Annotated in this window: 20 protein-coding genes; 15 read left to right on the top strand and 5 right to left on the bottom strand. The window is 51.8% G+C overall.

The genetic code is table 11. From position 1 onward, the window contains the following. Positions 1–183: 183 nt before the first annotated feature. Both SE18_RS03015 and SE18_RS03010 read right to left on the bottom strand, forming a co-directional pair. Positions 184–2,586 carry a DUF4129 domain-containing transglutaminase family protein gene (locus SE18_RS03015; protein WP_054532945.1) on the bottom strand — a complete coding sequence of 801 codons (2,403 nt, stop codon included), beginning with the start codon at positions 2,584–2,586 and terminating at the stop codon, positions 184–186. A gap of 86 nt (positions 2,587–2,672) precedes the next feature. Further along, complete coding sequence (locus SE18_RS03010; RefSeq protein ID WP_054532944.1) at positions 2,673–3,443, bottom strand: TatD family hydrolase; 771 nt, start codon at positions 3,441–3,443, stop codon at positions 2,673–2,675. A gap of 140 nt (positions 3,444–3,583) precedes the next feature. On the opposite strand from SE18_RS03010, the gene SE18_RS03005 reads away from it, so the two are divergent. From SE18_RS03005 to SE18_RS02975, 7 genes are all read left to right on the top strand, one after another. Next, positions 3,584–4,012, top strand: coding sequence for an OsmC family protein (locus tag SE18_RS03005; RefSeq protein ID WP_054532943.1), 429 nt, complete (start codon positions 3,584–3,586; stop codon positions 4,010–4,012). A gap of 260 nt (positions 4,013–4,272) precedes the next feature. Further along, positions 4,273–4,812: an SCP2 sterol-binding domain-containing protein gene (locus SE18_RS27785; protein WP_054532942.1), complete on the top strand. Its 540-nt coding sequence runs from the start codon at positions 4,273–4,275 to the stop codon at positions 4,810–4,812. Positions 4,813–4,908: 96 nt separating this feature from the next. After that, the gene (locus SE18_RS02995; protein WP_054532941.1) at positions 4,909–6,000 is read left to right on the top strand and encodes an acyl-CoA dehydrogenase family protein; all 1,092 of its coding nucleotides are present in this window, start codon (positions 4,909–4,911) and stop codon (positions 5,998–6,000) included. Between the two features lie 168 nt (positions 6,001–6,168). Further along, the gene (locus tag SE18_RS02990; protein WP_054532940.1) at positions 6,169–7,440 is read left to right on the top strand and encodes an acyl-CoA dehydrogenase family protein; all 1,272 of its coding nucleotides are present in this window, start codon (positions 6,169–6,171) and stop codon (positions 7,438–7,440) included. Between the two features lie 70 nt (positions 7,441–7,510). After that, positions 7,511–8,671 carry an oxygenase MpaB family protein gene (locus tag SE18_RS02985; protein WP_054532939.1) on the top strand — a complete coding sequence of 387 codons (1,161 nt, stop codon included), beginning with the start codon at positions 7,511–7,513 and terminating at the stop codon, positions 8,669–8,671. 71 nt (positions 8,672–8,742) lie between these two features. Continuing rightward, positions 8,743–10,050, top strand: coding sequence for an FAD-dependent oxidoreductase (locus SE18_RS02980; RefSeq protein WP_054532938.1), 1,308 nt, complete (start codon positions 8,743–8,745; stop codon positions 10,048–10,050). After that, positions 10,047–10,898 carry an RNA polymerase sigma-70 factor gene (locus tag SE18_RS02975; RefSeq protein WP_054532937.1) on the top strand — a complete coding sequence of 284 codons (852 nt, stop codon included), beginning with the start codon at positions 10,047–10,049 and terminating at the stop codon, positions 10,896–10,898. Before SE18_RS02980 ends, SE18_RS02975 begins: the two co-directional genes overlap by 4 nt. A gap of 167 nt (positions 10,899–11,065) precedes the next feature. Here SE18_RS02975 and SE18_RS02970 read toward each other — a convergent pair whose 3' ends face one another. Continuing rightward, a complete protein-coding gene (locus SE18_RS02970) occupies positions 11,066–11,536 on the bottom strand; it encodes an SRPBCC family protein (protein ID WP_054532936.1) in 471 nt (156 codons plus the stop codon). A gap of 189 nt (positions 11,537–11,725) precedes the next feature. On the opposite strand from SE18_RS02970, the gene SE18_RS02965 reads away from it, so the two are divergent. The 4 genes from SE18_RS02965 (at position 11,726) to rdgB (ending at position 15,004) form a co-directional block, all read left to right on the top strand. Beyond that, entirely contained in the window at positions 11,726–12,166 is a 441-nt protein-coding gene (locus SE18_RS02965; RefSeq protein WP_054532935.1) for a GNAT family N-acetyltransferase, read from the top strand. 128 nt (positions 12,167–12,294) lie between these two features. Further along, positions 12,295–13,527, top strand: a complete 1,233-nt coding sequence (gene ilvA / locus SE18_RS02960; protein WP_170206264.1) for a threonine ammonia-lyase — start codon at positions 12,295–12,297, stop codon at positions 13,525–13,527. Positions 13,528–13,571: 44 nt separating this feature from the next. Beyond that, positions 13,572–14,378, top strand: coding sequence for an HAD family hydrolase (locus tag SE18_RS02955; protein WP_054532933.1), 807 nt, complete (start codon positions 13,572–13,574; stop codon positions 14,376–14,378). An 11-nt stretch (positions 14,379–14,389) separates the two neighbouring features. Next, the gene (gene rdgB / locus SE18_RS02950; protein ID WP_054532932.1) at positions 14,390–15,004 is read left to right on the top strand and encodes an RdgB/HAM1 family non-canonical purine NTP pyrophosphatase; all 615 of its coding nucleotides are present in this window, start codon (positions 14,390–14,392) and stop codon (positions 15,002–15,004) included. Positions 15,005–15,312: 308 nt separating this feature from the next. Here rdgB and SE18_RS02945 read toward each other — a convergent pair whose 3' ends face one another. Beyond that, positions 15,313–17,190, bottom strand: coding sequence for an ABC transporter ATP-binding protein (locus SE18_RS02945; protein WP_054532931.1), 1,878 nt, complete (start codon positions 17,188–17,190; stop codon positions 15,313–15,315). 4 nt (positions 17,191–17,194) lie between these two features. Beyond that, positions 17,195–19,132 carry an ABC transporter ATP-binding protein gene (locus tag SE18_RS02940; protein WP_330218461.1) on the bottom strand — a complete coding sequence of 646 codons (1,938 nt, stop codon included), beginning with the start codon at positions 19,130–19,132 and terminating at the stop codon, positions 17,195–17,197. A gap of 532 nt (positions 19,133–19,664) precedes the next feature. Here SE18_RS02940 and SE18_RS28225 point away from each other — a divergent pair. The 4 genes from SE18_RS28225 (at position 19,665) to SE18_RS02915 (ending at position 25,648) form a co-directional block, all read left to right on the top strand. Beyond that, on the top strand, positions 19,665–22,064 hold the full coding sequence (locus SE18_RS28225) for a tetratricopeptide repeat protein (protein ID WP_054532929.1): 2,400 nt from the start codon (positions 19,665–19,667) through the stop codon (positions 22,062–22,064). A gap of 78 nt (positions 22,065–22,142) precedes the next feature. Next, on the top strand, positions 22,143–23,405 hold the full coding sequence (gene purD, locus SE18_RS02925) for a phosphoribosylamine--glycine ligase (RefSeq protein ID WP_054532928.1): 1,263 nt from the start codon (positions 22,143–22,145) through the stop codon (positions 23,403–23,405). Continuing rightward, a complete protein-coding gene (purN, locus tag SE18_RS02920; protein WP_054532927.1) occupies positions 23,402–24,022 on the top strand; it encodes a phosphoribosylglycinamide formyltransferase in 621 nt (206 codons plus the stop codon). The genes purD and purN overlap by 4 nt, the downstream gene beginning before the upstream one ends. A gap of 75 nt (positions 24,023–24,097) precedes the next feature. Further along, positions 24,098–25,648: an acyl-CoA carboxylase subunit beta gene (locus SE18_RS02915; protein ID WP_054532926.1), complete on the top strand. Its 1,551-nt coding sequence runs from the start codon at positions 24,098–24,100 to the stop codon at positions 25,646–25,648. Positions 25,649–25,813: the final 165 nt, after the last annotated feature.

Genomic DNA, 25,813 nt, shown 5'->3' with positions numbered 1-25,813 from the left:
GATACAAGTACTTTAGTATCATAGAGGTACTATTGTAGCGTGTGGCTGGTACTGGCACAACACCCATAAAGGTGAATAAATTGAGATCATATGTCGAGTAAAAGCTGCTGTTATCACCCCTCTGAGGGAACAACAGCAGCTACGGGTTGTGCCAATATTTAGTTAAAGCAAGATTTAGGCCAACTAGCGGCGCCAACGAGGCCGCAGGATTTGCTTCAGGATTGAACGCCAGCCCCGACTAATGGAACGCGGCCACAAGGTTCTGCTGACCATCGCGCGGTCGTTTTCAATTTCCTCAGGGTCGAGCCGCACATGGCTGCCATATTGCTCAGCGGTATAAGCATCGGCGAGGCGGCGCAAGGTGCGGCGCTGGCCAGGCATTTCTTTGGCCAATTCGCTGGCAAACTCTTGGGGCGTGCGCTCTGGGCGTTGCTCCAAGCCAGCCCAGCGTGCCAATAAACCGATAAAGCCATAAGCCCGCGCCGCAGGCCGCAAACCGCGAAATTCGCGCTGCAACAATCCCCAGAGCAACAAAATAACCATGCCAATGATGGCACAAATAATTGCTAGCCAGCGCCAGAAGGGGCTACGTTCAACAATTGGAGGCGCTGCATCATCAACTGGCAATGCTTGCGGCTCAACCGTTGGAATTGGGGTGGTTTGGTAGTTTTCGCGCAAATCTTGCAAGGCATCAAAATCGGTTGCTGGTTGCTGAACTTGGCCTGCATTTGGCCCAATATCATCGGGGTTCTCGCTGTTATCTTCTGCTTGTGGCGGGCCATCAGGCCGAATTGGCACGGTCACATAGCCTGCTGGGGTTGGCTCAAAGCGAATCCAGCCATAACCCATAAAATAGACTTCGGGCCAGCTATGGGCAATCGAATCGCGCACAATGTAGACTTGGCGATCAGCATCGTAATCGCCTGTTGCATAGCCTTGTACCCAGCGTGCTGGAATCCCTTGCGCACGCAACATCAATACCATCGAGCCTGCAAAGTAATCGCAATAGCCGCGGCGCAAATTGAACAAAAAGTTTTCAATTGGGTCGGCATCTGCTGGCGGCGCAGGAATTTGATCATCATAGGGCATTTGGCGCAGATAATTTTCAAGCGCCACCGCTTTGTCGTAGGCGGTTTCTGCGCCTGCTGCCGTAGTTAATTGGCGCGACAAGCCACCAATATTGCGCATCGCTTGGCTATCGGGCAATTGCAGATAGCGCTGGAGCCAAACCGGATAATCAGTTGACGCATTACGCAAACTTTGCTTATCAACATTGCTAATGAGCGAAACCACGCTATATTCAAAATCGCGGTTGGCTGGGCCTTGATTGAAATAAATCGCGCTATCGCCAAAGTTTGGCAGCGTCGTTTCACTATCGGAGATAATAAAGGTGTGTTGCACCAGCACGGGCACGCTCCACGTCAGTGGCGAAGTTGCAGCAGGCAGTTGCTGATCGCCACGAGTTTGCATCAGCTTGATAGTTTGGGTAAATGGCTCGCGGCCATTCGTGTCAATTTGGGTCAGCGTATCATCGGGATTAATCGGGGTCAGCGCTTCGCGGCGCGTTGATGTGCGCCGCACCTGCCAGGCTATGTCGCCAGTTGTGTTTTGCCAGCCTTTGCCATTGTACAAATCCCATGCATTCGAGCGCCAATATTCGGCAGCAGGCGCTTTGACTTCGAGCACAACTTCGTTGGTTGCCGAGCGCGCGCCGCCAAGTTGCACTGTATTGTTGGCAAAATTGGCGCCGTTGCCATTTGGCACAACCACATTGCCCACGCCTTGCGGCCCCCGATCAGCACGTTGAGCACCATTATCGGGCAGGAAGAAATCAATCGGGCGGCTCAAATTCTCGCCAAAAATCCGCAATTGGGCATTAGTGATATTGGCTGGCATCAATGCTGCCATCAAAACCAAGCTAAAGCATGCCAACACTCCCGCCCACAAGTAACGTAACGAAAGCCATTCCTGCTGCTCTAAAAAGCCAGCATCCCACGTATGTTGGCGTTGAGCATAGGTTTGGGTGACCAAAAAGAGCAGCGCAACCAGCAAAAACAGCCAGAACGAGGCAATTGGCTTGGGAATGGCGTAGGTCAGATTGGCCATCAACAGGCTACCATTGAGCATAACCAAGCGCCAATTCCAACGCCAGCGCAAGAGCAACCAAATGCTGCTATAGGCAAAAATCCAAGCCAGAAGCAACCCAGCTAGCGAAAAGAGATAATAATCTTCGATGCGTTCGCCAGTTTTGGCCGCTCGAATTGCTGCAATCCCCCGAATCAGCAGATCCGTCCAGCGATCAACTTGACCATCGAGACGTGGATCGAGTGGCACAAAGCGAATCGCCCACGCCAAGCCCATAAAAAGGCTCAGCACATGGGCAATAAAGGCTGGCAAGGCTTGCCAACGGGCAAATAATGCTGCTACTATCAACCCGCCTAGCGCCACAATCCGCATGCGTTCAAAGCCTTCGACCCATTCCGATTCAACCACATTGGTCACGACTAGCAAGGCCATAATGCTGGCTAACGTCCAAGTGAGCAAACCATAGCTTGGTTGAAAAAAAGCGCGAACTCGTTGCAGCATAGGGGATTCCTCAATCTAGCATGCGGGCTACTTGTATTTTAAAATGGCTCTTGGGCTTGCTGGGTTAGCAGTTGATGAGCATCGGCTTAGGCCAGCAGCCGTTTAAATAAGCGCTCTGCATTGGCAGTGGTGATGGTGGCAACTTCATCGAGGCTTAAATTGCGTAAACGGGCGATTGCCTCAGCCACATAAGCAACATAGCTTGGCTCATTGCGCTTGCCCCGATATGGGTGCGGCGTAAGATAGGGCGCATCGGTTTCAATTAATATTCGATCAAGCGGCGCACGTTGCACCACATCCTGCAATTCAACCGCTTTCTTGAAGGTTACTGGGCCAGAGAACGAAAGATAAAAGCCCACATCCAAGCAGGCTTCTGCATAGGCCCAATCGCCGCTGAACGAATGCATCACGCCAGCTTGGCCGCGCGCCGCCGAATCCAACACCCGCACTGTATCGGCCACTGCCTCGCGACTGTGGATGACCACCGGAAAATCAAGCTCGCGAGCCATGGCCAGTTGTTGGCGAAACAGCTGTTCTTGCACATCGTGGGGCGCGCGATCGTGATAATAATCAAGGCCGATTTCGCCCAAGGCTACGACCCGCGGCTGCGCCAATAGCTCACGAATTTGGGCTAATTCAGCTGCGCTAGTTTCTAAGGCATAGTGTGGTTGAATTCCAACGCTGGCCCAAACCATAGGATTGCTCTGAGCCAAGCCAACGCTTGCGCGTGATGAGGGCAAATCGTAGCCAATATTGATCATGCGGGTTACACCAGCTGCTTGAGCACGCTCAAACACAGCCGCCCGATCATCATTAAATTGCTCGCTATGAACGTGGGTATGGGTATCGATTAACATGAATCTTCCTAAAATAATATAGCTTGCTTCGCGGCCCAATTTGGTGCAACCCAGCCAGCAAATATTATACCCAATCAGCGCACACAATAGCAAAATTCTGTTACCATACAACCACGATTAAGTTATGGAGGATGATTCCTATGGCAGTACGTTCAGCTGAAGCAACATGGACTGGCTCTTTACGCGAAGGCGCAGGCTCGGTCAAAACTGGCAGTGGCGCAGTCGAAGGTAGCTACTCATTTCCTTCACGCTTTGAAGATGGCACTGGCACGAACCCCGAAGAACTGATTGCAGCAGCGCATGCTGGTTGTTACTCAATGGCCTTGACCGCTGATCTCGGTCGCGGTGGCTACGAGCCAAAGAGCGTTCACACCGTTGCCAAGGTGCATCTCGAACGCGGCGATGGTGGCTTCAGCATCACCAAAATCGAATTGCACACTGAAGCCGAAGTGCCAAACATTGATGCAACAGCCTTTGCTGAAATCGCTGAAAAAGCCAAAGTCAACTGCCCAATCTCGAAAGCCTTGGCAGCAGTGCCAAGCATCGAATTGAACGCAACCCTGAAATAAACTCGCGTTATAGAACGTTGAGGTTGATTCCCCTTGGGCAGCTCATGCTCAAGGGGTTTGTTGTTAATTGTTAAAAGGGAGGGAATTATCTGCATCGTAACCCTCGTGCCTTGTGAAATTTGGTGCAACATTGCAGCTTTGTTAAAACCTCGCTATAATCATGACGCAGTATGTCATAAATCAATGATATACTTCGAACTAAGCAACCAAAAAACCTCTCAATTCTTTTAATCTGCGTCAATTGCAAAGGAGCACCTTCGATGGCAGACCTCAGCACGATAACTGTTAGTGATTACATTGCGACCGCCCTGCCGGAACAATTGGCCAGCCAAAGCAGTGGCTTGGAAGATGCAACCTATGCAATTCAATATCTGGTAGACGGAACGGCCTATGCTGTGAGCTACAGCGCTGGTCGCGGCGAAGTTGTCACTGGCACGGTCGAAAATCCTTTAATGACGGTAACGCTTGACGAGCCAACCTGGCGCGGCGTGATTACCGAAGAAACCGCTTCGGCAGATGCCTTGGTTAGCCCAGCTAAAATGAGCACCAGTCGCCTCGAAAAATTGCAAAATCTCAAAGGTAAATTCAACCTTGAATTGACCAAAGCCGATGGCAGCGTGGCCTATTCAACCACCACCTTCAATGGCGTTGATACCCCAGAAGTTACCCTCATGATGAAGGCCGAAGATTACGCCAAAATCCTCAAGGGCGAACTTAACAGCCAAATGGCGTTTATGACCGGCAAACTCAAGTTCAAAGGCGACATGAATTTCCTCATGAAGCTCGGCACACTCATGTAATTGCAGAAGGATGAAGGATGAAGGATGAAGGGTGAAACAGTAATTTAAATTCATCCCTTATCCCTCATCCTTCGTACTTTCTTTGAGGGAGCAACGATGATTTCCTTCTCTCCATCTGAAGAACAAGCCCTGATTGTTGATACACTCAAACGTTTTGCCAAGGATCGCCTACGTTCGATTTTTCGCGAGGCTGATGAAAATGGCGAATTGCCAGCAGACCTTTTGAACAAAGGTTGGGAATTAGGCTTGGTCGGTTCGTCGATTCCTGAGCAATACGGCGGTTTCGGCGAGTTTTCGGCAGTAACTGGCGCGTTGGCGCTGGAAGAATTGGCGTGGGGCGATTTGGCTAGTGCTCTGGCCTTGAGCGCTCCTGCAAGCTTTGCGTTTGCTGTCTTGGCAGCTGGCACGGAAGCCCAACGCGAAGCACTTTTACCCCAATTTAGCGAAGAACGCTTCGTTAACGCAACTTCGGCCTTGATCGAGCCACGCCTGCAATTCAACCCACGCAAATTGCAAACCACAGCTACCAGTGATGGTGATGGCTATGTGTTGAATGGGGTCAAAAGCTATGTGCCACTGGCCAGCAGCGCCGAACATTTCTTGATCTATGCTGCTGAAGATGGCCAAACCCAAGCCTTTATTGTGCCCGCCAAAACTGCTGGCCTCAGCGTTGGCGAACGCGAAAAATTGATGGGCGTGCGCGCGCTCGAAGTTGCTCGTGTAACCCTTGATAACGTCAAAGTTGCAGCTGATGCCAAACTTGGCGGCGAGGCAGGGATCGATTTTGGCCGTTTGTATGCTCGTTCGCAAGTTGCGCTTTCAGCATTGGCAATTGGGGTTGCGCGGGGAGCCTACGAATATGCGCTCGATTACGCCCGCAATCGCCAAACGTTTGGCGAAGCAATCGGCCAACGCCAATCAATCGCCTTTATGCTGGCCGAAATGCTGGTTGAAATTGATGGCGCACGCTTGATGGTGTGGGAAGCGGCTTGGAAGCTCGATAACAACCAAGAAGTGACCCGCGACGCGCTGATGACCAAACATAACGCCGACAAAACCGTGCTGATGGTTTGCGACCGCGCCTTGCAAATTCTTGGCGGTCACGGCTACATCCGCGAGTTTCCTGTTGAGTTGTGGCTGCGCAATGCCCGCGGCTTCACCACCTTCGACGGCTTGGCAATGGTCTAGGAAAAGCAAAAGTCAGAAGTCAAAAGTCAAAAAGTTCAGAAACGAAAGAGAAAAGACTGAAAGCCAAATAGCTTAATCAAAGCAGCTCTAGCATTTTGATTTTCGCCTTCTGCCCTTGACTTTATATTTTTGATTTTTGATTTTTGACTTTATACATGGGGGGTTCTCATGGCGATTGATTTTAAATTATCGGAAAGCATTGATACCCAACGCCAAATGACGCAGATGGTGGCCGAGCAAATGATGCGGCCTGTCTCGCGCCATTTCGATGAGCACGAACACGATATTCCATGGGATTACATCAATGCGATGTGGCCAATTATGCGCCAAAATCCAATGTTTGGTGTGGTCGATAAGCCCGAAACTGCGGTCGACCCTAACAAACCCAAAAAGCCCAAAACTGGCAACGTGCGCATGGTGCATTTGATCGAAGCGCTTTCATGGGGCGATGCTGGCATTTATTTAACCACCCCAGGCGGAGCTTTGGGTGGCGCTGCCGTTGCTGCCGCTGGCACGAGCGAGCAAAAAAGCCGTTTCTTGGCCCGCTTCGCCGATAGCGAAACCCCAGTCTGGGGATCGATGGCCATGACTGAGCCTCAAGCTGGCTCGGATACCTCGGCGATTCGCACCACCGCCGTGCGCGATGGTGATTCGTGGATATTAAATGGCGAAAAGATCTATTGTACTGGTGGCCGTTTGTCGCTCGAAGAATCGCAAGGTTTGGTGGTGGTTTGGGCCACGGTTGATCCCAAGCTTGGCCGCGCTGGCATGAAGGCCTTTGTGGTCGAAGCTGGCACGCCTGGCATGGAAGTGACCAAACTTGAGCATAAGATGGGGATTCGCGCCAGCGATACTGCTGCCGTGGTCTTTACCGATTGCCGAATTCCGTTTGATAATGTGCTTGGCAACCCCGAAATTCCCAAGCCTGAAGCACCTGCTGCCAGCGCTGATGCTCCCAAGGGCTTCAAAGGCGCAATGAAAACTTTTGATGCAACTCGCCCAGCAGTCGCAGCCTCGGCCTTGGGCATTGCCCGCGCTGCTTTGGAATTGTTGCGCGAACAATTGACCGCCGCTGGGGTGGCAATTCGCGACGATGTGCCTGTCCACGAGATGAGCGCCGTCGAACGCGATTTATTGGAGCTGGAAGCCCAGCACAAAGCTGCGTGGTTGCTGACACTCAAAGCCGCTTGGATGATGGATTCAGGCGAAGCCAACACCGTCGAAGCCTCAGCCTGCAAAGTTAAAGCTGGCGAAGCCGCAACCGTGATTACCCAAAAAGCTGTTGAACTCTTGGGACCATTGGGCTACACCCGCGAACTTTTGGCCGAAAAATGGATGCGCGATGCCAAGATCAACGACATTTTTGAAGGCACTGGCCAAATCAACCGCTTGATTATTGCCCGCCGGATTTTGGGCTTCTCGTCACGCGAATTGAAATAAACTGCTACCATGGCGCACGCAGTGGCTCCGGCTGCTGCGTGCTTTTTTTAATCTAGCCACGAGGTCGTTCATGCAAGCCCCAGTCAGTGTCATCAACCACGCCAACATTATAGAAACCTTTGGTAAAGCCAGTTTTGAGCAATTAATCCAAGCTACCTATCAGGGCGATCCGTTGGCCGATGCAGTAATTGCTGAATTTGCCCAAGCTGGTAGTGATGCCTGCCAAGCCTTGCAAACTGGCTTAACTGATGGACTTGAACAAGTCAAGGGCGATTTTCCAGCAGTTCGCGCCTTTTTGGCTGCCGCCGAAACCCTGCCTGCGTGGGTTGATACTGAACGCTTGGAGCATGGTGCCCAAGCCTATTGCTCGATCGGCGTGCTTTGGCTAACCTTGGCACTCGGCCCAGGTTCGTTGGTGCATACCTACAGCGCGCCAATGATCGCCGATCTGTTGGTGCAAACTGGCGATCTTGAGCACATGGCAACCAAACGGATCATCGAAACTGGCACATGGGGCATGGCGATTGCGATTCCGCAAGCGTTGCAACGCGGTGGACTTGGCTATGTGCATAGTTTGCAAGTGCGCTTGTTGCACGCCCAAATTCGCAATTCATTGCTCAAACGCAATTGGGATGTAACCAAAACTGGCTTGCCAATCAATCAATTGGAAATGGTTCGCACTTGGCTGGATTTTACTTATGTGCCGTTTACTGCGCTGGCCCGTTTTGGCATCGATTTCACGGCTGCCGAATTAGGCGATTTGTATCATCTTTGGCGCTATATTGGCTATTTGCTCGGAATCGATCCCAACATCTATCAAAGCGTCGTTGATCAAGCTTCGGCGGCGCGTTTGTTGGATTGGGTTGATAGCAGCATGCAACCGCCCAATGCTAGCTCACGCCGTTTGACCGCCGCGATGATCCAAGCAGTCAGCGAGTTGGTGCAGCCGTTAATTAATCGGTCGTTTAACTTTTCGTTTGCCTTGGTGACGGCGCTAACCCACCATTTTCATGGCCGCCAACTTGCGCGCCAACTTGGCATCAAACGTTCGTGGATAAGTGTGCTCGTGCCGTTGGTGGTGCTGGCAAATCGTTGGCAACGTCGCAAATTGCGCCGCAACCAAAGCGCTTGGCAAACCCAAATTCAAGCCACCGCCAACGATTTTCACGAGCGCGTGGTCAATGCTAACCCAACCGCATATCAAGCAAAAAAAGCTGTTGAACAGCGCTAAGCATCCATGTCACATCTAGCCTTGCTGAACCGTCTTGACTCCAGAACATTTTTATATACTGGAGTTTTACGATGAATAGCCAAAAACCAATGGTTGTGATCGGTGGCGGTCTAGCAGGCCTAACGGCGGCCAATTATCTGGCACGGGCTGGCAAACAGGTTATCGTTTTGGAGCGGGCCAAGGAGTTTGGTGGCCGTGCCCGCACCAATCGCGAAGCGGGCTTTGAGCTGAATTTCGGCCCGCATGCCTTATATTTGAAGGGTGCTGGCGCGCGAATCTTGCGCGATTTGCAGCTGATGCCAACTGGCTCGAAGCCGGTTGCGCCCGATGTGTTGTGGGCTGAGCAGCAGCTGTATCCGACCAACTCGATTAAGGCTGCGCTGACCACGCCGTTGCTCAGCCGCCGCGCCAAATGGCAATTTTTACGCACGTTTGCTAAAATTCAATTCATCAACCCAGCCGATTATGTAGATCGTAGCTTTGCCCAATGGATTGAGCAACAGGCCGACGAGCCGCGCACCCGTCAATTGTTGGCGATGTTTGGCCGTTTGACCACCTATGGCGCTGCTAACGATTTGCAAAGCGCCGCCGCAACCCTAGAAAATATCAAAACTGGGCTTGCTGGTGTTTTATATGTTGATCATGGCTGGCTGACGATTGTGCAAGCCTTGGTTGATAATGCTCGCCAACTTGGCGTTGATTTGCGCACCAGCCAACGGGTTGAGTCAATCCAACCAAGCCTTGCAGGCCCAACAATTCAGCTTGCAGATGGCAGCAGCATTCAGGCCGAGGCGGTGGTGTTGGCGGTCACGCCGCAGGCAGCCAATGAGCTGATTGGGGCCAAGAGCCAGCTGTTTCAACGCCATTATCAACGCATGCAGCCAATCACTGCCGCAACCTTGGATTTGGGCTTGCGCCGATTGCCCCAGCCAACGCGCCAATTTTTGTTGGGCGTTGATCAGCCCTATTATGCGGTGGTTCACTCGAGCTATGCCAAGCTTGCGCCGCAGGGCCAAACCGTGTTGCATGTGATGAAATATCTCGATCAGCGCCAAGTGAGCGATCCCAAGCAAACCCGCGCCGAATTGGAAAACTTGCTTGACCAATATCAAGCTGGTTGGCGCGATCAGTTGATTACCAGCCGATTTTTGCCTTCAATCACTGTCAGTTATGATTTGCCACAAGCCCAATTTGGCGGCTTGGCCGGACGCACGCCAGTGGTTTTGGCCGATTGCCCAAATGTTTATTTGGCTGGCGATTGGGTTGGCGCTGAAGGCCAATTGGCCGATGCTAGTTTTGCCAGCGGCTATACTGTGGCCAAAATCATGCTTCAGCCTGCGCCCCAAAGCCACATGCGCACTGTAGGAGCCGTAGCATGAACCACATTGAACTCTTTGAGAGCTATCGGGGCTATTTGTTTGGCATCGCCTATCGCATGCTTGGCAGCGTGATGGATGCGGAAGATTGTTTGCAAGAGGTTTTTTTGCGCTGGCAAAGCCATGCCGAAGCTGTACAAAACCCAAGGGCTTGGCTGGCAACCGTGGCCACGCGTTGGTGTCTTGATCAGCTGAATACGGCGCGCCAGCAACGCGAGCACTATATTGGTGAATGGCTGCCCGAGCCATTAATTACGCCAGCACCAAGCAGCGAGCTTGAGCAAGCAGAATCGCTATCGACGGCGTTTTTGGTGCTACTAGAGCGGCTTTCACCAGCGGAACGGGCAGTTTTTTTGCTGCACAAAGTTTTTGGCTACGAATATAGCGAAATTGGCGAAATTGTGGGCAAAAGTGCTGCTGCTTGTCGCCAACTTGGCCATCGCGCAGCAGCGCATGTGTCCCAAGCCCGCCCACGCTTTAAGGTGGAGCCAAGCGTTCAGCAACGGCTTAGCACGCAATTTTTGCAAAGCTGTGCAACTGGTGATTTACAGAGCTTGATGAGTTTGCTGGCCGAAGATGTGGTGTTGCGCAGCGATGGCGGCGGCGTGGTGCAAGCAGCGCGCAATCCAATTTATGGGCCATCGGCGGTTGGGCGCTTCTTGTTGGGCGTGCTGCCAAAATTGCCTGCCAATAGTATCTTCGAGCCACGCTTGATTAATGGTCAGCCTGGGTTTGTGGCAATGGTCGATGGTCACGCCAGCGGCACATTAATCTTAGATCTGCTTGATCAGCAGATTGGTGGAATTTACATAATGCTCAATCCGCATAAATTGCAGCATTTGGCGCAATAATGATCGCAAATAGAAATTCAGCTTGTTTCACCACCCTTCCGTCACGCCTCAAGGCGGGAATTGCAGGGGGTTTTCAGTCCCCTGCAACCCCAAATATTTGATTGATGGATTATTACTGTTTATGCTGTTTCTCTGCATAAGAGGATTTCGTGCTCTTCGCGGTTCTGTTAGTTGCCGTGGCCGCGGTATTGATTGCTGCGCACATATTGATTGAAGGTTTCGAACTCGGCCAAATACATTTTGCGCAACAGGCCGGGCGATAGCAGGCGTTCGAGCAAACCCATCAGGCCTGGTTTGGCTTCGGCGCGGGTGTGCAAGGTCAGTTTCGAGCGGTTATCGCCATTGGGCGTGACTGTAAAGGTCGTAATAATCCCCGAATCGTAATCGGTTTCAACCAAAACGCTGCCTGGGCTTGGCTCGGTTACATGCATCCGCATGGTCTGTTTGCGCCCAAAGGCTTCAGTTTCGGTTACAAAAATGGTGCCTTTACCAATGCCACCTTGCTCGACTGTAAGACTTTTAAAATATTTTTTTGGCACAATATGCGGATGGCCATCGCGATAATCGGCAATAATTTGATACACCGTCTCGGCTGGTGCTTCGATATCTCCGGTAATTTCAAAGATCAGTGGTTTCATATACGCAAGCTCCTCGCTAAAATATGATTAATCGTCAGCACAGATCAACGTCCACTCCACACTCGTTAAAGGTCAGCGATTGTGCGATCTGTAACAAATGGTTTGACTGCTATTGTACGGCGAAATATGGTACGATACTAGCTACTAAAGACCGACATTCATTGTGTGCAGCCGCACAAAGGAGTTGCGATGCAAATAATCCAAGCGGGCTTGGATGAACTTGAGCGCCTTGTGCCATTATTCGATGGCTATCGCCAATTTTACCGTCAAGCAAGCGATCGTGCTGCCGCCCGCGCGTTTTTGCACGATCGGCTGAGCAAGAGTGAATCGATCATCTTTTTGGCGCAAACTCCTGAAGCTGGCTTAGGCTTTTGTCAACTGTACCCTAGTTTTTCCTCGGTTTCAATGCAACGAATTTGGATTTTGAACGATCTGTTTGTGGCTGAGCATGCGCGGGGCCAAGGTGTGGCTTCGGGCTTGCTGAATGCTTCCCGCGATTGGGCAATTAGCACCAAGAGCAAAGGCCTCGTGCTCGAAACCGAAGTTACGAATGTACAAGCCCAACGGCTCTACGAGCAGCATGGCTGGCAAAAAACTGTTGATGAATATTTCTATTCGTTGAGTGTTTAAGCTGGCTCAATCGTTTGCAAAGAAACCAGAAATTGAAAACGGCTATGGTACAATAGCTCCATTGACTCGCAATGATGCGGGTCAATCCTCATTGTGGAGGAATTGAACTCACCATGGTAGAAAAGTTTATGCCAACGATTGATGACATTTATGCTGCGGCCAATGTTTTAGGCCCAATTATCACCCAAACTCCACTCTTGCCAGCTGAACAACTGAGCCAAGAACTTGGCGGCCAAATTATTTATAAAGCTGAAAATACCCAACGTGCCGGGTCATTCAAAGTGCGCGGCGCCTATACCAAAATCAATTCGCTCTCTGCTGAAGAAAAAGCTCACGGCGTCATTACCCACTCAGCAGGCAATCATGCCCAAGGTGTAGCCTTGGCTGCCCAATTAAATGGGATTAAAGCTACCGTAGTAATGCCCGAGTTTGCGCCATTGGCCAAAATTACCTCAGCCCAGCGCATGGGTGCAGAAGTAATTTTGCATGGCGCCTCGTTTGATGATGCTGGGGCGTATGCCCGCGAATTGCAAGCCAAAACTGGCGCGACCTACGTCCATGCCTTTGATGATCCGTTTACGATTGCTGGTCAAGGCACACTTGGCCTAGAACTTGCCGATATGTTGCCTGACCAAGGTGGCACTGTTGTTGTGCCAATTGGTGGCGGCGGCATGATGGCTGGGATTGCGCTCGCTTTGCGTTCGCTGCGCCCCAATGTGCGCTTAATCGGGGTTCAGGCAGCAGGCTGCCCGTCGATGATCGCCTCGCAACAAGCAGGCAAGCCCGTGGCCGTGCCGCATGCGGCGACAATCTGCGATGGGATTGCGGTCAAACGCCCAGGCGAATTGACATTGCCAATTATCAATCAATTGGTTGACGATATTGTGACCGTTGATGATGATGCTGCGGCGCGTGCTTTAGTCCATGTGTTGCAATATAGCCGCATGGTCGTTGAAGGCGCGGGAGCTGTTGGCGTGGCGGCATTGCTCGAAGGTGCAATTCGCTTGCGCCCGAACGAACCCACCTTGGTGGTGCTGAGCGGTGGCAACATCGATGGCAACTTCTTGGCGCGGATTATTGAACAAGTTTTAGTCAAACAAGGCCGCTATTTGCGGGTACGCACCAGCGTTCCTGATCGTCCGGGAAATCTTGCTCCCGTGGTGAATGCGATTGCCCAAGCTGGCGCGAATGTAATCGACATTAACCATCGGCGGGCGGTTTGGCAACTGCCGCTTGATCGGGTGGGAATTGAGATGATTCTCGAAGTGCGCGATGAAGCGCATGGCCAATCTATCATTGACATGTTGGAAACACACGGCTATCACATCGAGCGTTTTGGCCAACGTGTGTGGCCGGTGTAATCGATGGTTGATGCGCTTCGCATGAACTATCTACGGTAGGGCTTATGCCAATTCGAATGATTGCAACCGATATTGACCTTACCCTGCTTGATGATCGCGGCCAATTGCCCCCGACCAATATCGAGGCGTTGGCTTTAGCCGCTCGTCAAGGGATTCGCGTAGTTTTAGCCACTGCCCGTCGCCGTGAAGCTGCCCAAGAAATTGCCCAGCGTTTGCATATCCCAACTGCGCTCGTTTGCCATAATGGCGCCCGCGTTTGGGATGAACGTGGGCGGGAGATTGCTCATCACACGATTGATTTAGAGTTGGCTCAGCGGATTGCCGCCATGGCCGATAAGCGTAGCCTGCCGATTGTGTTTACAATTGATGAAACCAATTTCGTCACCGCCCAAGCAGCGAATTTAGTTGGTTCGCGCACTGTATCGACGCCAGTTTCGTCGCTCGAATTGATTGTGCGCTTGGCGCCTACGCGAATTTTGTGCCATGGCGAGTTGGCAACCCGTGCCGTCGATGAAATGGTGGGCCGAAACTCGCAATTAAAGCAATTTCGCTATTTGCGCAGCAGCGGCGAGGTCTATTCAACCGTCATTTCACATAACGATGCCACCAAAGAACGTGCCTTGGAACATCTCTGCACAACCTGGGGCATTCAACAAAGCGAAGTGCTGGCAATTGGCGATGCTGATGCTGATGTGGGGATGTTGCGCTGGGCCGGAGTTGGGGTTTCATTAACTGGCAGTATGCAGCAAGCGATCGAGGCTGCCGATTGGGTTGCACCTTCGGCGCGCTTTGGTGGGGTTGCGGTTGCGGTACATCGCTATGTCTTACAACATCAAAATGTCCGTTCCTAAGGTAAGGATTTATGCAAAAGCTATTAATTGGTTCCAATAATGCCCATAAAGTTGGCGAGTTACGGGCAATTTTCAGCGGCTTGCCGTTCGAGTTATTGACCTTGGCCGATGCAGGCATCGATTATGAGGTTGAGGAAACTGGCACGACCTTTGTTGAAAACGCGTTGCTGAAGGCCGAAATCTATGCCCAAATGAGTGGCTTGCCAACCTTGGCCGATGATTCTGGCCTCGAAGTTGCGGCGCTCGATGGCAAACCTGGCATCTACACTGCCCGCTGGGCCTTGCCCGACCAAAACAATCAGCATCGGGCTTATGCGCGGGTCTTGGAAGAACTCAAAGGCAAGCCGTTTCACGACCGAATTGCGCGCTTTGTGTGTGTGATTGCGATTGCATGGCCCGGCCAGCCAACCGAAGTCGTTGAGGGGATTTTGCCCGGCGTGATTGCTGAAGAGCCACGCGGAGTCGGCGGCTTTGGCTATGATCCGGTCTTTTATCTTTTGGATTACGATAAGCATTTGGCTGAACTCGACCCTGAGGAAAAAAATCGGATTAGTCATCGTGGCCAAGCCTGTGCACTTGCCCGCGAGGTCTTGGAGCGTTTGGCACAGATAGAACAGAGAGCATAGAACATAGAACATAAAACATAAGGACGTAGGCTTTTGGAACCGCAAGCTTCGTATGCTTTGCGGTTTCAGTTTTTAACGCAGCGGCGCAGCGTTGTGAAATTATGAGGGATGAAGGATGAGGGATGAATCCCATAGCCTAATCATCATAATCTGCGAGCATCTGTGGCTCAAATACTTATTCGTGCTCTTCGTGCTCTTCGTGGATCAAAATAGCTTCGCGCTCTCGTTTTTAACATTAAATCACAAAGGACACGAAACTTAATGCTTCGTGCCCTTTGTGGGTTATTAATAAACCTATGTTCTTTGTTCTAAACCGCCACTTCCTCTTCGCGCCGGAATTGGCTCATATACAAATCGTAGTATGCGCCGCGTTGGGCCAAGAGTTCGGTGTGCGTGCCGCGCTCGATCACTGCGCCATCTTTGAGCATCAGTACCAAGTCGGCGTTGCGAATGGTGCTCAAACGGTGGGCAATTACAAAGCTGGTTCGGCCTTGGAGCAAGCTATCGAAGGCCTGTTGAATCAAACGTTCGGTACGGGTATCAACGCTCGATGTCGCTTCATCCAAAATCAAAATGCGTGGATTGGCTAGCGCCGCGCGCGCAATCGAGATTAATTGGCGTTGACCTTGGCTCAAGCCGCCGCCGCGCTCACCAAGCACCGTTTGATAGCCATTGGCCAAGCGTTCGATAAAGTCGTGGGCCGAAGCCAATTTGGCTGCTGCAATCACTTCTTCGTCGCTGGCATCAAGCCGTCCATAGCGAATGTTGTTCATCACCGTATCGGAGAACAAGAACGAATCTTGCAACACGATGCCAATTTGGCGGCGCAAGCTAGCAGCCGTCACATCGCGTACATCAATGCCATCGATCTTCACAGCACCGCTGGTTACATCGTAGAAACGGGGCAGCAAGTTGATGATCGTAGTTTTGCCTGCACCAGTTGGGCCAACAATTGCCACGGTCTGGCCTGGCTCGGCGCTAAAGCTCACTCCCCGCAAAACTGGCTGGCCTTTGGTATATTCAGCTTTGGCATCGATCAACTCGACTTTGCCAACAATTTCAGGCATATCGCGGGCATCGGGCTTGTCGATGACATCGGGCATTTCATCGAGCAAGTTGAAAATGCGCTCGCCGCCAGCAATTGCATTTTGGACGTTGGTCCACATCACGGCAATTTGCTGAATTGGTTGATTGAAGCGTTGGACGTATTGCAAAAAGGCAAAAACCAAACCCAACGAAATTGCACTTGAGCCAAAGAGTGGCTGATCGCGCAATACCGAAAGTCCGCCAACCACGACCACGATCGCAATTGCCACATAGCCCAAAGCTTCGAGTACTGGGTTGAGCGCGCTGGTGAAGGTTGCAGCCCGCACGTTGGCATCGCGATTGGCAGCATTGGTCCGCACAAATTGGGCGATGCTTTCTTCTTCGCGATTGAAGGCTTGCACTTCGCGCGCGCCAGCGATGCTTTCTTGCAAGCCAGCATTGACGCTACCCATTTGTTGGCGGGTTTTGCGGAAGGCTTTACGCGCTTGACCAGAAAAGTAGAAGGTTGCAATCGCCATAAATGGCACAACGCTTAAACTCAACAAGGCATATTGCAGATTTTCCTGCATCATCTTGATTGCGACCCAGCCAATCAGCAAGATCCCGCCAAGCACGTTGAGCAAAGCAAAACCGAGCATCTGCTGAATCGTATCAGTATCGCTAGTGATGCGGCTCATAATATTGCCAGCTTCGTTGCGGGTATAAAACCCTAGCGACAAGCGATGGATTTGGGCAAACAGATCTTCGCGCATTTGGCGCAAGGCGTGTTGTCCCGACCAGTTCATGGCATAAAATGCCATGCCCTGCAAAATCGAAGCGCCTATGAAGATGCCACACAACAGCAACACCAAGCTGCCAAGCCCGCTTAAACGCTCGGCATTGCTAATTTCAGGCGTAATTGTGTCGAACCAGCAAGCGCTTGGATTGGGCAACAAATAGCAATCGATCGATTGGCCAATCAAATCGGGTGTAGCTACCTGCGCCCAAGTGCCAATCACGATAAACACAATTGCCAAAGCAAAGCCAAACCATTTTTTGCGAAAGTAATGGCCAAACCGCGCCAAGGTTGCGCCTAAACGTTTGGGTTTTTCGGTTTCTGCTTCTAGTAAGTGGCGGGGGCCGCCTAATCCACCCATCATAGCGCTAGGCCTCCTCAACGCTTGAGGCTTCAAGCGCTGCAATGTCGGCATCGCCGACCAGTTGAGAATTGTAAATTTCGGCGTACACGGCGCTGGTTTCCATTAATTCTTCATGGTTACCACGCGCCACGACTTGGCCTTTTTCCAGCACCAAAATTTGGTCGGCATTCAGCACCGTGCTAATCCGTTGGGCAATCACGACGCTAGTGCGACCTTGCATCAATTGATCAAGCGCCTTTTGGATGCGATATTCCGTCATCAAGTCGACGCTGCTGGTCGAATCATCCAAAATCAGCAAGCGTGGATTAAGCAACAAGGCCCGGGCAATTGCAATCCGTTGCTTTTGCCCGCCAGACAAGGTTGTGCCGCGCTCGCCAACTGAGGTATCGTAGCCTTGGGCGAAGGTCATAATAAAATCGTGGGCCGAAGCAGCTTTGGCCGCAGCCTCAACTTCTTCGATCGTCGCCTCTGGTCGCCCAAAAGCGATGTTATCGCGAATTGAGCCGCTAAACAGATTAGTTTCTTGCAGCACAATCCCAATTTGCGAGCGCAAACTATCGAGTTTTACATCACGAATATCATGACCATCGATCAACACCGCGCCTTCGCTGACATCGTAGAAGCGTGGCAACAAGTTGATGATCGTCGATTTACCACTGCCAGTTGCACCCAGCAAGGCAATGGTTTGGCCTGGTTTGGCCTCAAAGCTCACATCACGCAAGACTGGATCGCTGCTACCGAAATAGCGGAAGGTCACATTGCGAAATTCAACAATGCCTTCAATTGCTGGCAATTCTTTGGCATCAGGTTTGTCGGTAATTTCGCTCTTCGCATCGAGAATTTCAAAAATGCGGCTGGCCGAAGCTCCAGCCTGCGCCATCAGCGAAATAATAAAACCAAGCTGGCCCAAGGGAAAGAACACATAGACCAAATACAAGCTAAATTTTTGGTATTCGCCCAAATCGAGCGTGCCGCCCAAAATCTGGCGCCCGCCAAAATAGAGAATTCCTGCTTGGCCAAGCTGAGCCACCAAGAAGATGACAGGAAACAAAAACGAGAAAACACGGCTAATCCGCAGCTGTTGGGCCATCAAATCAGTTGCAGCCACATCGAAGCGCTTGGCTTCAAATGGCTCGCGCGTAAACGCTTTGACGACTTTGATCCCAGCTAAGTTTTCTTGCAAGATCGTGTTGAGCGCCGAAAGTTTGCGTTGCACAATGCCAAACAAGGGTTGGCTGACCTTGCCAAAGACCATAAACATGACCATGGCGACGGGCAGCAAGGGCACAACGACCAGCGCAAGCTGCCAATTGGTGAAGAACAAAATCACCAATGCTCCAACCAAGAGCAACAACGCTTGGGCAGTTAAAATCAAACCTTGGGCGATGAAGGTTCGCACTTTCTCCACGTCATCGGTGGCGCGAATCATCAATTGACCAGTTTGATTTTGGTCGTAATAAGAAAACGATAAGCGTTGCACGCGGGCAAAAATCTGATTGCGCAGATCAAACGCCACGCCTTGTGAGGTTTTTTCGGCCATATAGGCTTGCACAAACGAGAAAATGCCACGCACAAAGGCGAAGGCCACAATAATCAAGGCTGCATTAATCAACAACGATTCGCCATTGGTTTGAGCAAGCCGAAGTTGCTCGATTGTTGTGCCAGCTTGTTGGGCCGCGCCAGCTTGCATTGGCTCGGGCACTTGCGTGAAAATAATTCGCGCAATCGAGCCATCGGTTACCGCGTCGATCATGTTTTGCACCAACTGCGGCACTGCCAATTGGGCCAAGGTTGCGAGTGCCAAGGCCACATAGGCCAGAATTGCCGATTTTCGTTGGGCACCAAGGTAGGCGATCGCACGCCCAAGCCCCCCCGAACCACCGCCAGCTTTCTGTCCACGCTGTGCTTGGGGTTTTCCCATTTGTGCTTGCACGTTGCACATCCTTAAAATTTCAATTAGTTAGCTGAACTAACTAATTGTACGTCAAGTTTTCAAAAGATCAATCATACTCTAGTACGAGAACATGCAATGGATATGTTGATCCACAAAGAGCGCGAAGCGCACGAAAGCTAGAAACCACGAAGAACGTTTTAGCCACGAATTGCACGAATTTCACGAATAAGTTTTTTTGCCACAAATTGCACAGATTGCACAGATTCGCGCAGATTATTAATGTCCAATAGCCAATAGCCTCAAGCCAATAGCCACTACTTCTCTGCGCCTCTGCGTTAAAGAACTGATTCACGAAGCGCACGAAGCGCACGAAAGCTAGAAACCGAGAATGTTTATTTTTTTGCTTTCTGACTTTTGACTTTTGATTTAGCATTTCATCCCTCATCCTTCATCCTTCATCCTTTATTTCTATGTTCTATGCTCTCTGTTCTATGTTCTTAATCTCATCTATATTCTGCGGCGGGCTTGCACTATAATAGAGTTGTGAGGTGTGTTGTGCATCACTGATAGGATTACGCCGATGGGAATTCCACGCCATATTCCACTTCCAGTTACACCGCTACTTGGTCGCATTCAGGAAATGGCTCAGCTTGAGCAACTTTTGCCCGATCCCACGATTCGCTTGGTTACCTTGGCAGGGCCTGGTGGCGCAGGCAAAACCCGCTTAGCCCTCGAAGCAGGCCGCGCAGTCTGCGAGCAGTTTGCCGATGGCGCGCTATTTGTCAGTTTGGCACACGTCTACGATGTTGATTTAGTTTTGCCGACCCTTGCCCAAGCCTTCAATATCAGTCGGCTGGGCAATCAATCGCTCTTGGCTAGCGTTGGGGCGTGGTTGGCCGAACAAGAGTTATTGTTGATTTTAGATAATTTGGAACAGGTGATTGATGTTACCTCGTTGCTTGTGCAATTATTGGCCTTGGCGCCCAAATTAACTATTTTAGCTACGAGCCGCGAAGTGCTGAATGTGCAGGGCGAATATCGCTTGCCCGTGCCGCCGCTGAGCTTGCCACCGAGCAGCCAGCCCATAGCGATTGAGCAATTAAGCGAATTTAGCGCCACCCGCCTGTTTATCGAACGCGCTAAAGCGGCTCGCCCGCATATTCCACTCAATGCCAACGATGCGCAAAGTATCGCCACCATTTGCCAGCGCCTCGATGGCCTGCCCTTGGCGATTGAGTTAGTCGCGGCCTATACCAAGGTTTTTACCCCGCAAGAATTATTAAATCGTTTTAGTTATAGCCTTGACGTGCCAGTTGGCGGCGCCCGCGATTTGCCCAACCGCCAGCAAACCCTGCGCCAATGCATCGATTGGAGTTACCAACGCTTGACCACTGAGGAACAGACGGTTTTTTGTTATCTCAGTGTGCTGGTAAGCAGTTGGACGATGGTTGCTGTCGAGCAGATTTGCGCTGGCCAAGCCAATGTCGTGGCCACCGTTTTGGCCTTGGTCAACAAAAGCCTCGTTGTTGAGCAAACAACCCACGATGGCCAAACTCGCTTTACGATGCTGCAAACGATCGCCGAATTTGCCCGTGAGCAAGCAGTGTTGCGCGAAGATTTTCAGACGATCTGTCAACGCCATGCCCGTTATTATTTGCAGATGGTTGCCCAAGCAGCACCCCATTTGCGCGATCAGCAACAAGCGCTTTGGTTACGCCAACTTGATGCAGAACAGGGTAATATTTACGCTGCCTTGCAATGGACGCTTGATCATGCGGTGGCTGAATCGATCGAGCTGTTTCCAGCCATTAATCTGTGGATCACCTATCGCCGCCGCCATGGCGATGTTTGGTGGATCGAGCGCATGCTTGAAGCAAGCAGCAACATTCGCTCTGGCGCACGCGTTGAAACCCTCTCGACTGCTGGTTGGTTCATTCTCAATCAAGGCTTATTTGCCCAAGCAGAAACCATTTTTGAGCAAGCGTTGAGCCTCGCTCGCGATTTGCAAATTCCCATGAGCATCGGCTTGGCGCTGCATGGCGTTGGCGAAATTGCCTATCATCGCGGCGATTATGCTCAAGCAATCACGCTCTACGAGGAAAGTGTACAAATTTTCGAGCAGCTTGATGATCATAATGAATTGGCTTGGTCGCTGGATCATTTGGGACGGGCCTGTATTCAGCAAGGTCAATGGAAACGCGCCGCATTGTTATTTGCGCGGGCGCATCAGCTTTTCTCGCGCTTGGGCCATCTGTGGGGCGATGCTTTTGCACTTAATCATTGTGGCATTGTCGCCGCCGCGCAGCAAGATTATGATCAAGCGCAGCGTTTTGTTGAAGCCAGCATTGCGATTGCTGAGCAATTACACGATCCATGGCATCGCGCCGAGGGCTTGCATCAATTAGGCTTAATTGCGCTCGCTCGTCAGCAGCACGATCAGGCATTGACCTCGCTCTACGAAAGCTTTAATCTGCGCCGTCAACATCAATTATTACCAATGATCGCGAGTTCGTTGGAAGCGTTGGCGCGGGTTGCCCAAGCTCAACATCATTGGTCGTGGGCGGTGCAATTAAGCAGTCGCGCAGATACATTGCGCTTGCAAAGCGGCGAGCCAATGCCAGCCACCGAGCAGCGCATTCAACACTATTTATTGGATGAAGCCAAAAAATTGTTGGGCGAACAGCAATATCAGCACGATTGGGAGCAGGGCCAGCAGCTTGAGCTTGATATGGTGACCTTGCGCCAGCCAACGACCCAACATCCTACGCCGTTGCTGACCAAACGCGAACACGAATTGCTCACATTAATTGCTCAAGGCAAAAGCAACAGCGAAATTGCGCTCGAATTGGTGCTTAGCCCGTTTACCGTCAACAACCATTTGCGGGCAATTTATCGCAAATTGGGCGTTTCGACCCGCAGCGCAGCAGCCTATATTGCCCGCGAACGCGGCTTGCTCGAAAGCCTCGAATCACGAGTTTAGGCCCGATCGGCAACTAGCTATTCTCGGATTATAATAAGGCCTGAACCCGTTACGAGCCTATTTGAGGATAGCAACGCAATGCGAGTATTACTTGTTGGAGCCGGCGGACGTGAACATGCCCTGGCATGGAAAATCGCCCAATCGCCTTTATGCGAACACCTGTGGATCGTCCCTGGTAATCCCGGCACGGCAACGCTTGGTACAAATGTCGATTTAGCCGCAGACGATGCTGCGGGAATCGTGGGTTTAGCCACCCGCGAACAGATAGATTTAGTGGTTGTTGGGCCAGAAGCGCCCTTGGTCGAAGGCTTGGGCGAGGTCTGCGAGGCTGTCGATTTGGCGATGTTTGGGCCTTCGTCCGAGGCAGCGCAACTTGAGGGCAGCAAAGCCTTCGCCAAAATGATTATGCTTGAGGCAGGCGTGCCAACCGCTGCTGCCCATACCTTCGATGATTCTGCCGCTGCAATCGCCTTTGTTGAGGCCGATCAACAAGCTTGGGTGGTTAAAGCTGATGGTTTGGCCGCTGGCAAGGGCGTAATCGTGCCCGAAGATGGCGATGTTGCCGCTACCATCAGCGCCATTCGCGAATTGGCCGCGACCAACGCTGGCACGCGCTTGGTGCTCGAAGAAAAATTAACTGGCCCCGAAGTTTCGTTATTGGCCTTATGCGATGGCGAACGGGCGATTCCGCTAATCGCCGCCCAAGATCACAAGCGCATCGGCGATAACGACACTGGCGGCAACACTGGCGGCATGGGTTCATACGCGCCAGCCCCAATTTTACCTTATGCCGAGGCTCAAGCCTTGGTCGATGTGATTTTCGCGCCAGTGCTGCGCATCATGGCCGCGCGCAATATTCCCTATCGTGGCGTGTTGTATGCTGGCTTGATGCTCACACCCAACGGCGTAAAAGTTATCGAATTTAATGCCCGCTTTGGCGACCCCGAAACCCAAGCCCTGCTGCCATTGCTCAAAAGCGATTTGCTCGAACTACTGCACAAGGTTGCCACTAGCAATCTCGCCGATGTCTCGATCGAGTGGCACGACGGTGCGGCGGTATGTGTGGTGCTTTCAGCAGCAGGCTACCCCTCTAAACCCCGCACTGGCGATGTCATTACAGGTTTAGATCGCTTGCCGAGCGATGTTTTGGCCTTCCACGCTGGCACTGCGACCAATGCCCAAGGCGAGTTGGTGACCGCAGGCGGGCGAGTTTTGGGTATCACCGCAGTTGCGCCAACCTTGCGCGAAGCCCGCGATAAAGCCTACGCCGCGAGCGAATTGGTGCAATTTGCTGGCAAATATCAACGCAGCGACATTGCCGCACGGGGGTTAGCACAATGATGCGGCTTGCCGTGATGGTATCGGGCAGTGGCTCAAATTTACAAGCCTTGATCGATGCCCAAAAAGCTCAGCAACTCAACGCCACAATTAACGTGGTGATTTGCGATCAACCCAAAGCCCAAGCAATCAGCCGCACCTTGGCCGCCAGAATCCCAGTCATTTGCGTGCCCTTGGCCAAAAAATCCAGCCGCGAAGCATGGGCTGAGCAAATTAGCCAATTATTGGCGGCCTTTACGCCCGATTTGATTGTGATGGCTGGCTGGATGAAGGTAATGCCAGCATCGTTTGTTGAGCGCTGGACTCCTAACATTATCAATCAGCACCCAGCTTTGTTGCCCGACGACGGCGGCGAATGCTACACGCTCAGCGATGGCCGCCAAATTCCGGCGATTCGCGGTGCGCATGCGGTGCGCGATGCCTTGGCCTTGGGCGTGCCAGTCACTGGTTGCACGGTGCACCAAATTACGCCAATCGTTGATGTTGGCCCAGTGTTGGCCAAAGCTGAGGTTGCGGTCTTGCCCGACGATGATCAAGCCAGTTTGCACGAACGTATCAAACAAGCTGAACGGCGCATTTTAGTTGACGTAATTAATAATCTAGCGCAAACAGTTGCCTAAATTCTGCCCTAGCCGTAGCCATTGCATTCCAGCCCAACCTGCTACGGCTAGCGCTATTCTGTGGGAGATCTGTCAATGACGACAACAGCAGAAAAAATCGCTGAGTTGCGGCGACGACGTGAACAAGCAGCAACCACCGATCCCAAGGCCGCCGAAAAGCAACATGCGCGTGGCAAATTAACTGCCCGCGAGCGGATCGAACGATTGCTTGATCCCGATTCGTTTGTTGAACTCGATGCCTTGGCGGTTCATCGCTCGACCGCCTTCGGCCTAGAAAACAAGCGCATTCTCGGCGATGGCGTAATTACTGGTCATGGCACCATCGATGGGCGCCAAGTTTGTGTGTTTTCGCAAGATTTCACGGTGCTTGGTGGTTCATTGGGCGAAGTATTTGCCGAAAAAATCGTCAAAGTGATGGATTTGGCGATGCGCATGGGCGTGCCGCTGATTGGCATCAACGACAGCGGCGGTGCTCGCATCCAAGAGGGCGTGGTAGCGCTTGGCGGCTACGCCGAAATTTTCTATCGCAACGTCGTGGCTTCGGGCGTGATTCCTCAACTTTCGATTATTGCTGGGCCATGCGCTGGTGGCGCGGTCTATTCGCCTGCCATGACCGACTTCATTCTAATGGTCAAAGGCTCCTCGCAGATGTTCATCACTGGCCCAGATGTGATTAAAACTGTGACTGGCGAAGAAGTGACCCAAGAGCAATTGGGCGGCGCGATGACCCACAACAGCAAATCGGGCGTGGCTCATTTTGCTGCTGATGATGAAGATGAATGTTTCGAGCAATTGCGCACCCTGCTTTCCTTCCTGCCACTTAATAATATGGATGATGCGCCGAGCATCGAGCCAACCGATGATCCTGAGCGTATGGATGATGCGCTGCAAAGCATTATTCCCGATCAGCCTAAAAAGCCCTACGATATGAAAGCCGTGATCGAATTAATCGTTGATGATGGCTTTTTCTTCGAGGTGCAGCCGCATTTTGCCCCCAATTTGGTTATTGGCTTTGCGCGGCTTGATGGCATGCCTGTGGGCATCGTTGGCAATCAGCCAGCCGCTTTGGCCGGAACCCTCGATATTGATTCGTCGGTTAAGGGTGCGCGCTTTGTGCGCTTTTGCGATGCCTTCAATATTCCGTTGATCACCTTTGTTGATGTCCCTGGTTTCTTGCCTGGCACGCATCAAGAATATGGTGGGATTATTCGCCATGGCGCAAAATTGCTGTATGCCTATTGCGAAGCGACCGTGCCTAAGCTGACCGTGATTACGCGTAAGGCCTATGGCGGAGCCTACGATGTGATGGCCTCGAAGCATATTCGCGCCGACTTTAACTTTGCTTGGCCAACTGCCGAAATTGCCGTAATGGGCGCAAGCGGCGCTGTTTCAATTATCTTCCGCAAAGAAATTGCTGAATCCGCAGATCCAGTGGCGACCAATGCTGAGCTAATTCACAATTATGAAGAACGCTTTGCTAACCCCTACATTGCTGCTGAACGCGGCTATGTTGATTCGGTGATCGAGCCACGCGAAACCCGCCCAGCCTTGATCAAAGCGCTGCGCTTATCGCGCACCAAGCGCCAAAGCTTGCCCCCGCGCAAACATGGCAATATGCCGTTGTAAGGCTGGGAGTTGGTTGTTGGGGGCTGGGGATAGGTAGGCATAGGTGGTAACTTAAGCCTCCAATGCACGATTCCATGCGGCGAACCACGCGACGGCGGCGGATGCTTGGTGCGGTCGTCGCGTCGTGGATGCCCCAAACAGCCGCCGCATCTGCGGAATCCGCAG

The sequence above is a fragment of the Herpetosiphon geysericola genome, from assembly GCF_001306135.1.
GTDB lineage: Bacteria > Chloroflexota > Chloroflexia > Chloroflexales > Herpetosiphonaceae > Herpetosiphon > Herpetosiphon geysericola.
This window is presented reverse-complemented; position numbering and strand designations above follow the sequence as displayed.

What these genes read in the sequence shown, in the direction of transcription:
- SE18_RS03015 (WP_054532945.1), bottom strand. Translation starts at nt 2,586, where the DNA reads ATGCTGCAACGAGTTCGCGCTTTTTTTCAACCAAGCTATGGTTTGCTC.
- SE18_RS03010 (WP_054532944.1), bottom strand. Translation starts at nt 3,443, where the DNA reads ATGTTAATCGATACCCATACCCACGTTCATAGCGAGCAATTTAATGAT.
- SE18_RS03005 (WP_054532943.1), top strand. Translation starts at nt 3,584, where the DNA reads ATGGCAGTACGTTCAGCTGAAGCAACATGGACTGGCTCTTTACGCGAA.
- SE18_RS27785 (WP_054532942.1), top strand. Translation starts at nt 4,273, where the DNA reads ATGGCAGACCTCAGCACGATAACTGTTAGTGATTACATTGCGACCGCC.
- SE18_RS02995 (WP_054532941.1), top strand. Translation starts at nt 4,909, where the DNA reads ATGATTTCCTTCTCTCCATCTGAAGAACAAGCCCTGATTGTTGATACA.
- SE18_RS02990 (WP_054532940.1), top strand. Translation starts at nt 6,169, where the DNA reads ATGGCGATTGATTTTAAATTATCGGAAAGCATTGATACCCAACGCCAA.
- SE18_RS02985 (WP_054532939.1), top strand. Translation starts at nt 7,511, where the DNA reads ATGCAAGCCCCAGTCAGTGTCATCAACCACGCCAACATTATAGAAACC.
- SE18_RS02980 (WP_054532938.1), top strand. Translation starts at nt 8,743, where the DNA reads ATGAATAGCCAAAAACCAATGGTTGTGATCGGTGGCGGTCTAGCAGGC.
- SE18_RS02975 (WP_054532937.1), top strand. Translation starts at nt 10,047, where the DNA reads ATGAACCACATTGAACTCTTTGAGAGCTATCGGGGCTATTTGTTTGGC.
- SE18_RS02970 (WP_054532936.1), bottom strand. Translation starts at nt 11,536, where the DNA reads ATGAAACCACTGATCTTTGAAATTACCGGAGATATCGAAGCACCAGCC.
- SE18_RS02965 (WP_054532935.1), top strand. Translation starts at nt 11,726, where the DNA reads ATGCAAATAATCCAAGCGGGCTTGGATGAACTTGAGCGCCTTGTGCCA.
- ilvA (WP_170206264.1), top strand. Translation starts at nt 12,295, where the DNA reads ATGCCAACGATTGATGACATTTATGCTGCGGCCAATGTTTTAGGCCCA.
- SE18_RS02955 (WP_054532933.1), top strand. Translation starts at nt 13,572, where the DNA reads ATGCCAATTCGAATGATTGCAACCGATATTGACCTTACCCTGCTTGAT.
- rdgB (WP_054532932.1), top strand. Translation starts at nt 14,390, where the DNA reads ATGCAAAAGCTATTAATTGGTTCCAATAATGCCCATAAAGTTGGCGAG.
- SE18_RS02945 (WP_054532931.1), bottom strand. Translation starts at nt 17,190, where the DNA reads ATGATGGGTGGATTAGGCGGCCCCCGCCACTTACTAGAAGCAGAAACC.
- SE18_RS02940 (WP_330218461.1), bottom strand. Translation starts at nt 19,132, where the DNA reads ATGTGCAACGTGCAAGCACAAATGGGAAAACCCCAAGCACAGCGTGGA.
- SE18_RS28225 (WP_054532929.1), top strand. Translation starts at nt 19,665, where the DNA reads ATGGGAATTCCACGCCATATTCCACTTCCAGTTACACCGCTACTTGGT.
- purD (WP_054532928.1), top strand. Translation starts at nt 22,143, where the DNA reads ATGCGAGTATTACTTGTTGGAGCCGGCGGACGTGAACATGCCCTGGCA.
- purN (WP_054532927.1), top strand. Translation starts at nt 23,402, where the DNA reads ATGATGCGGCTTGCCGTGATGGTATCGGGCAGTGGCTCAAATTTACAA.
- SE18_RS02915 (WP_054532926.1), top strand. Translation starts at nt 24,098, where the DNA reads ATGACGACAACAGCAGAAAAAATCGCTGAGTTGCGGCGACGACGTGAA.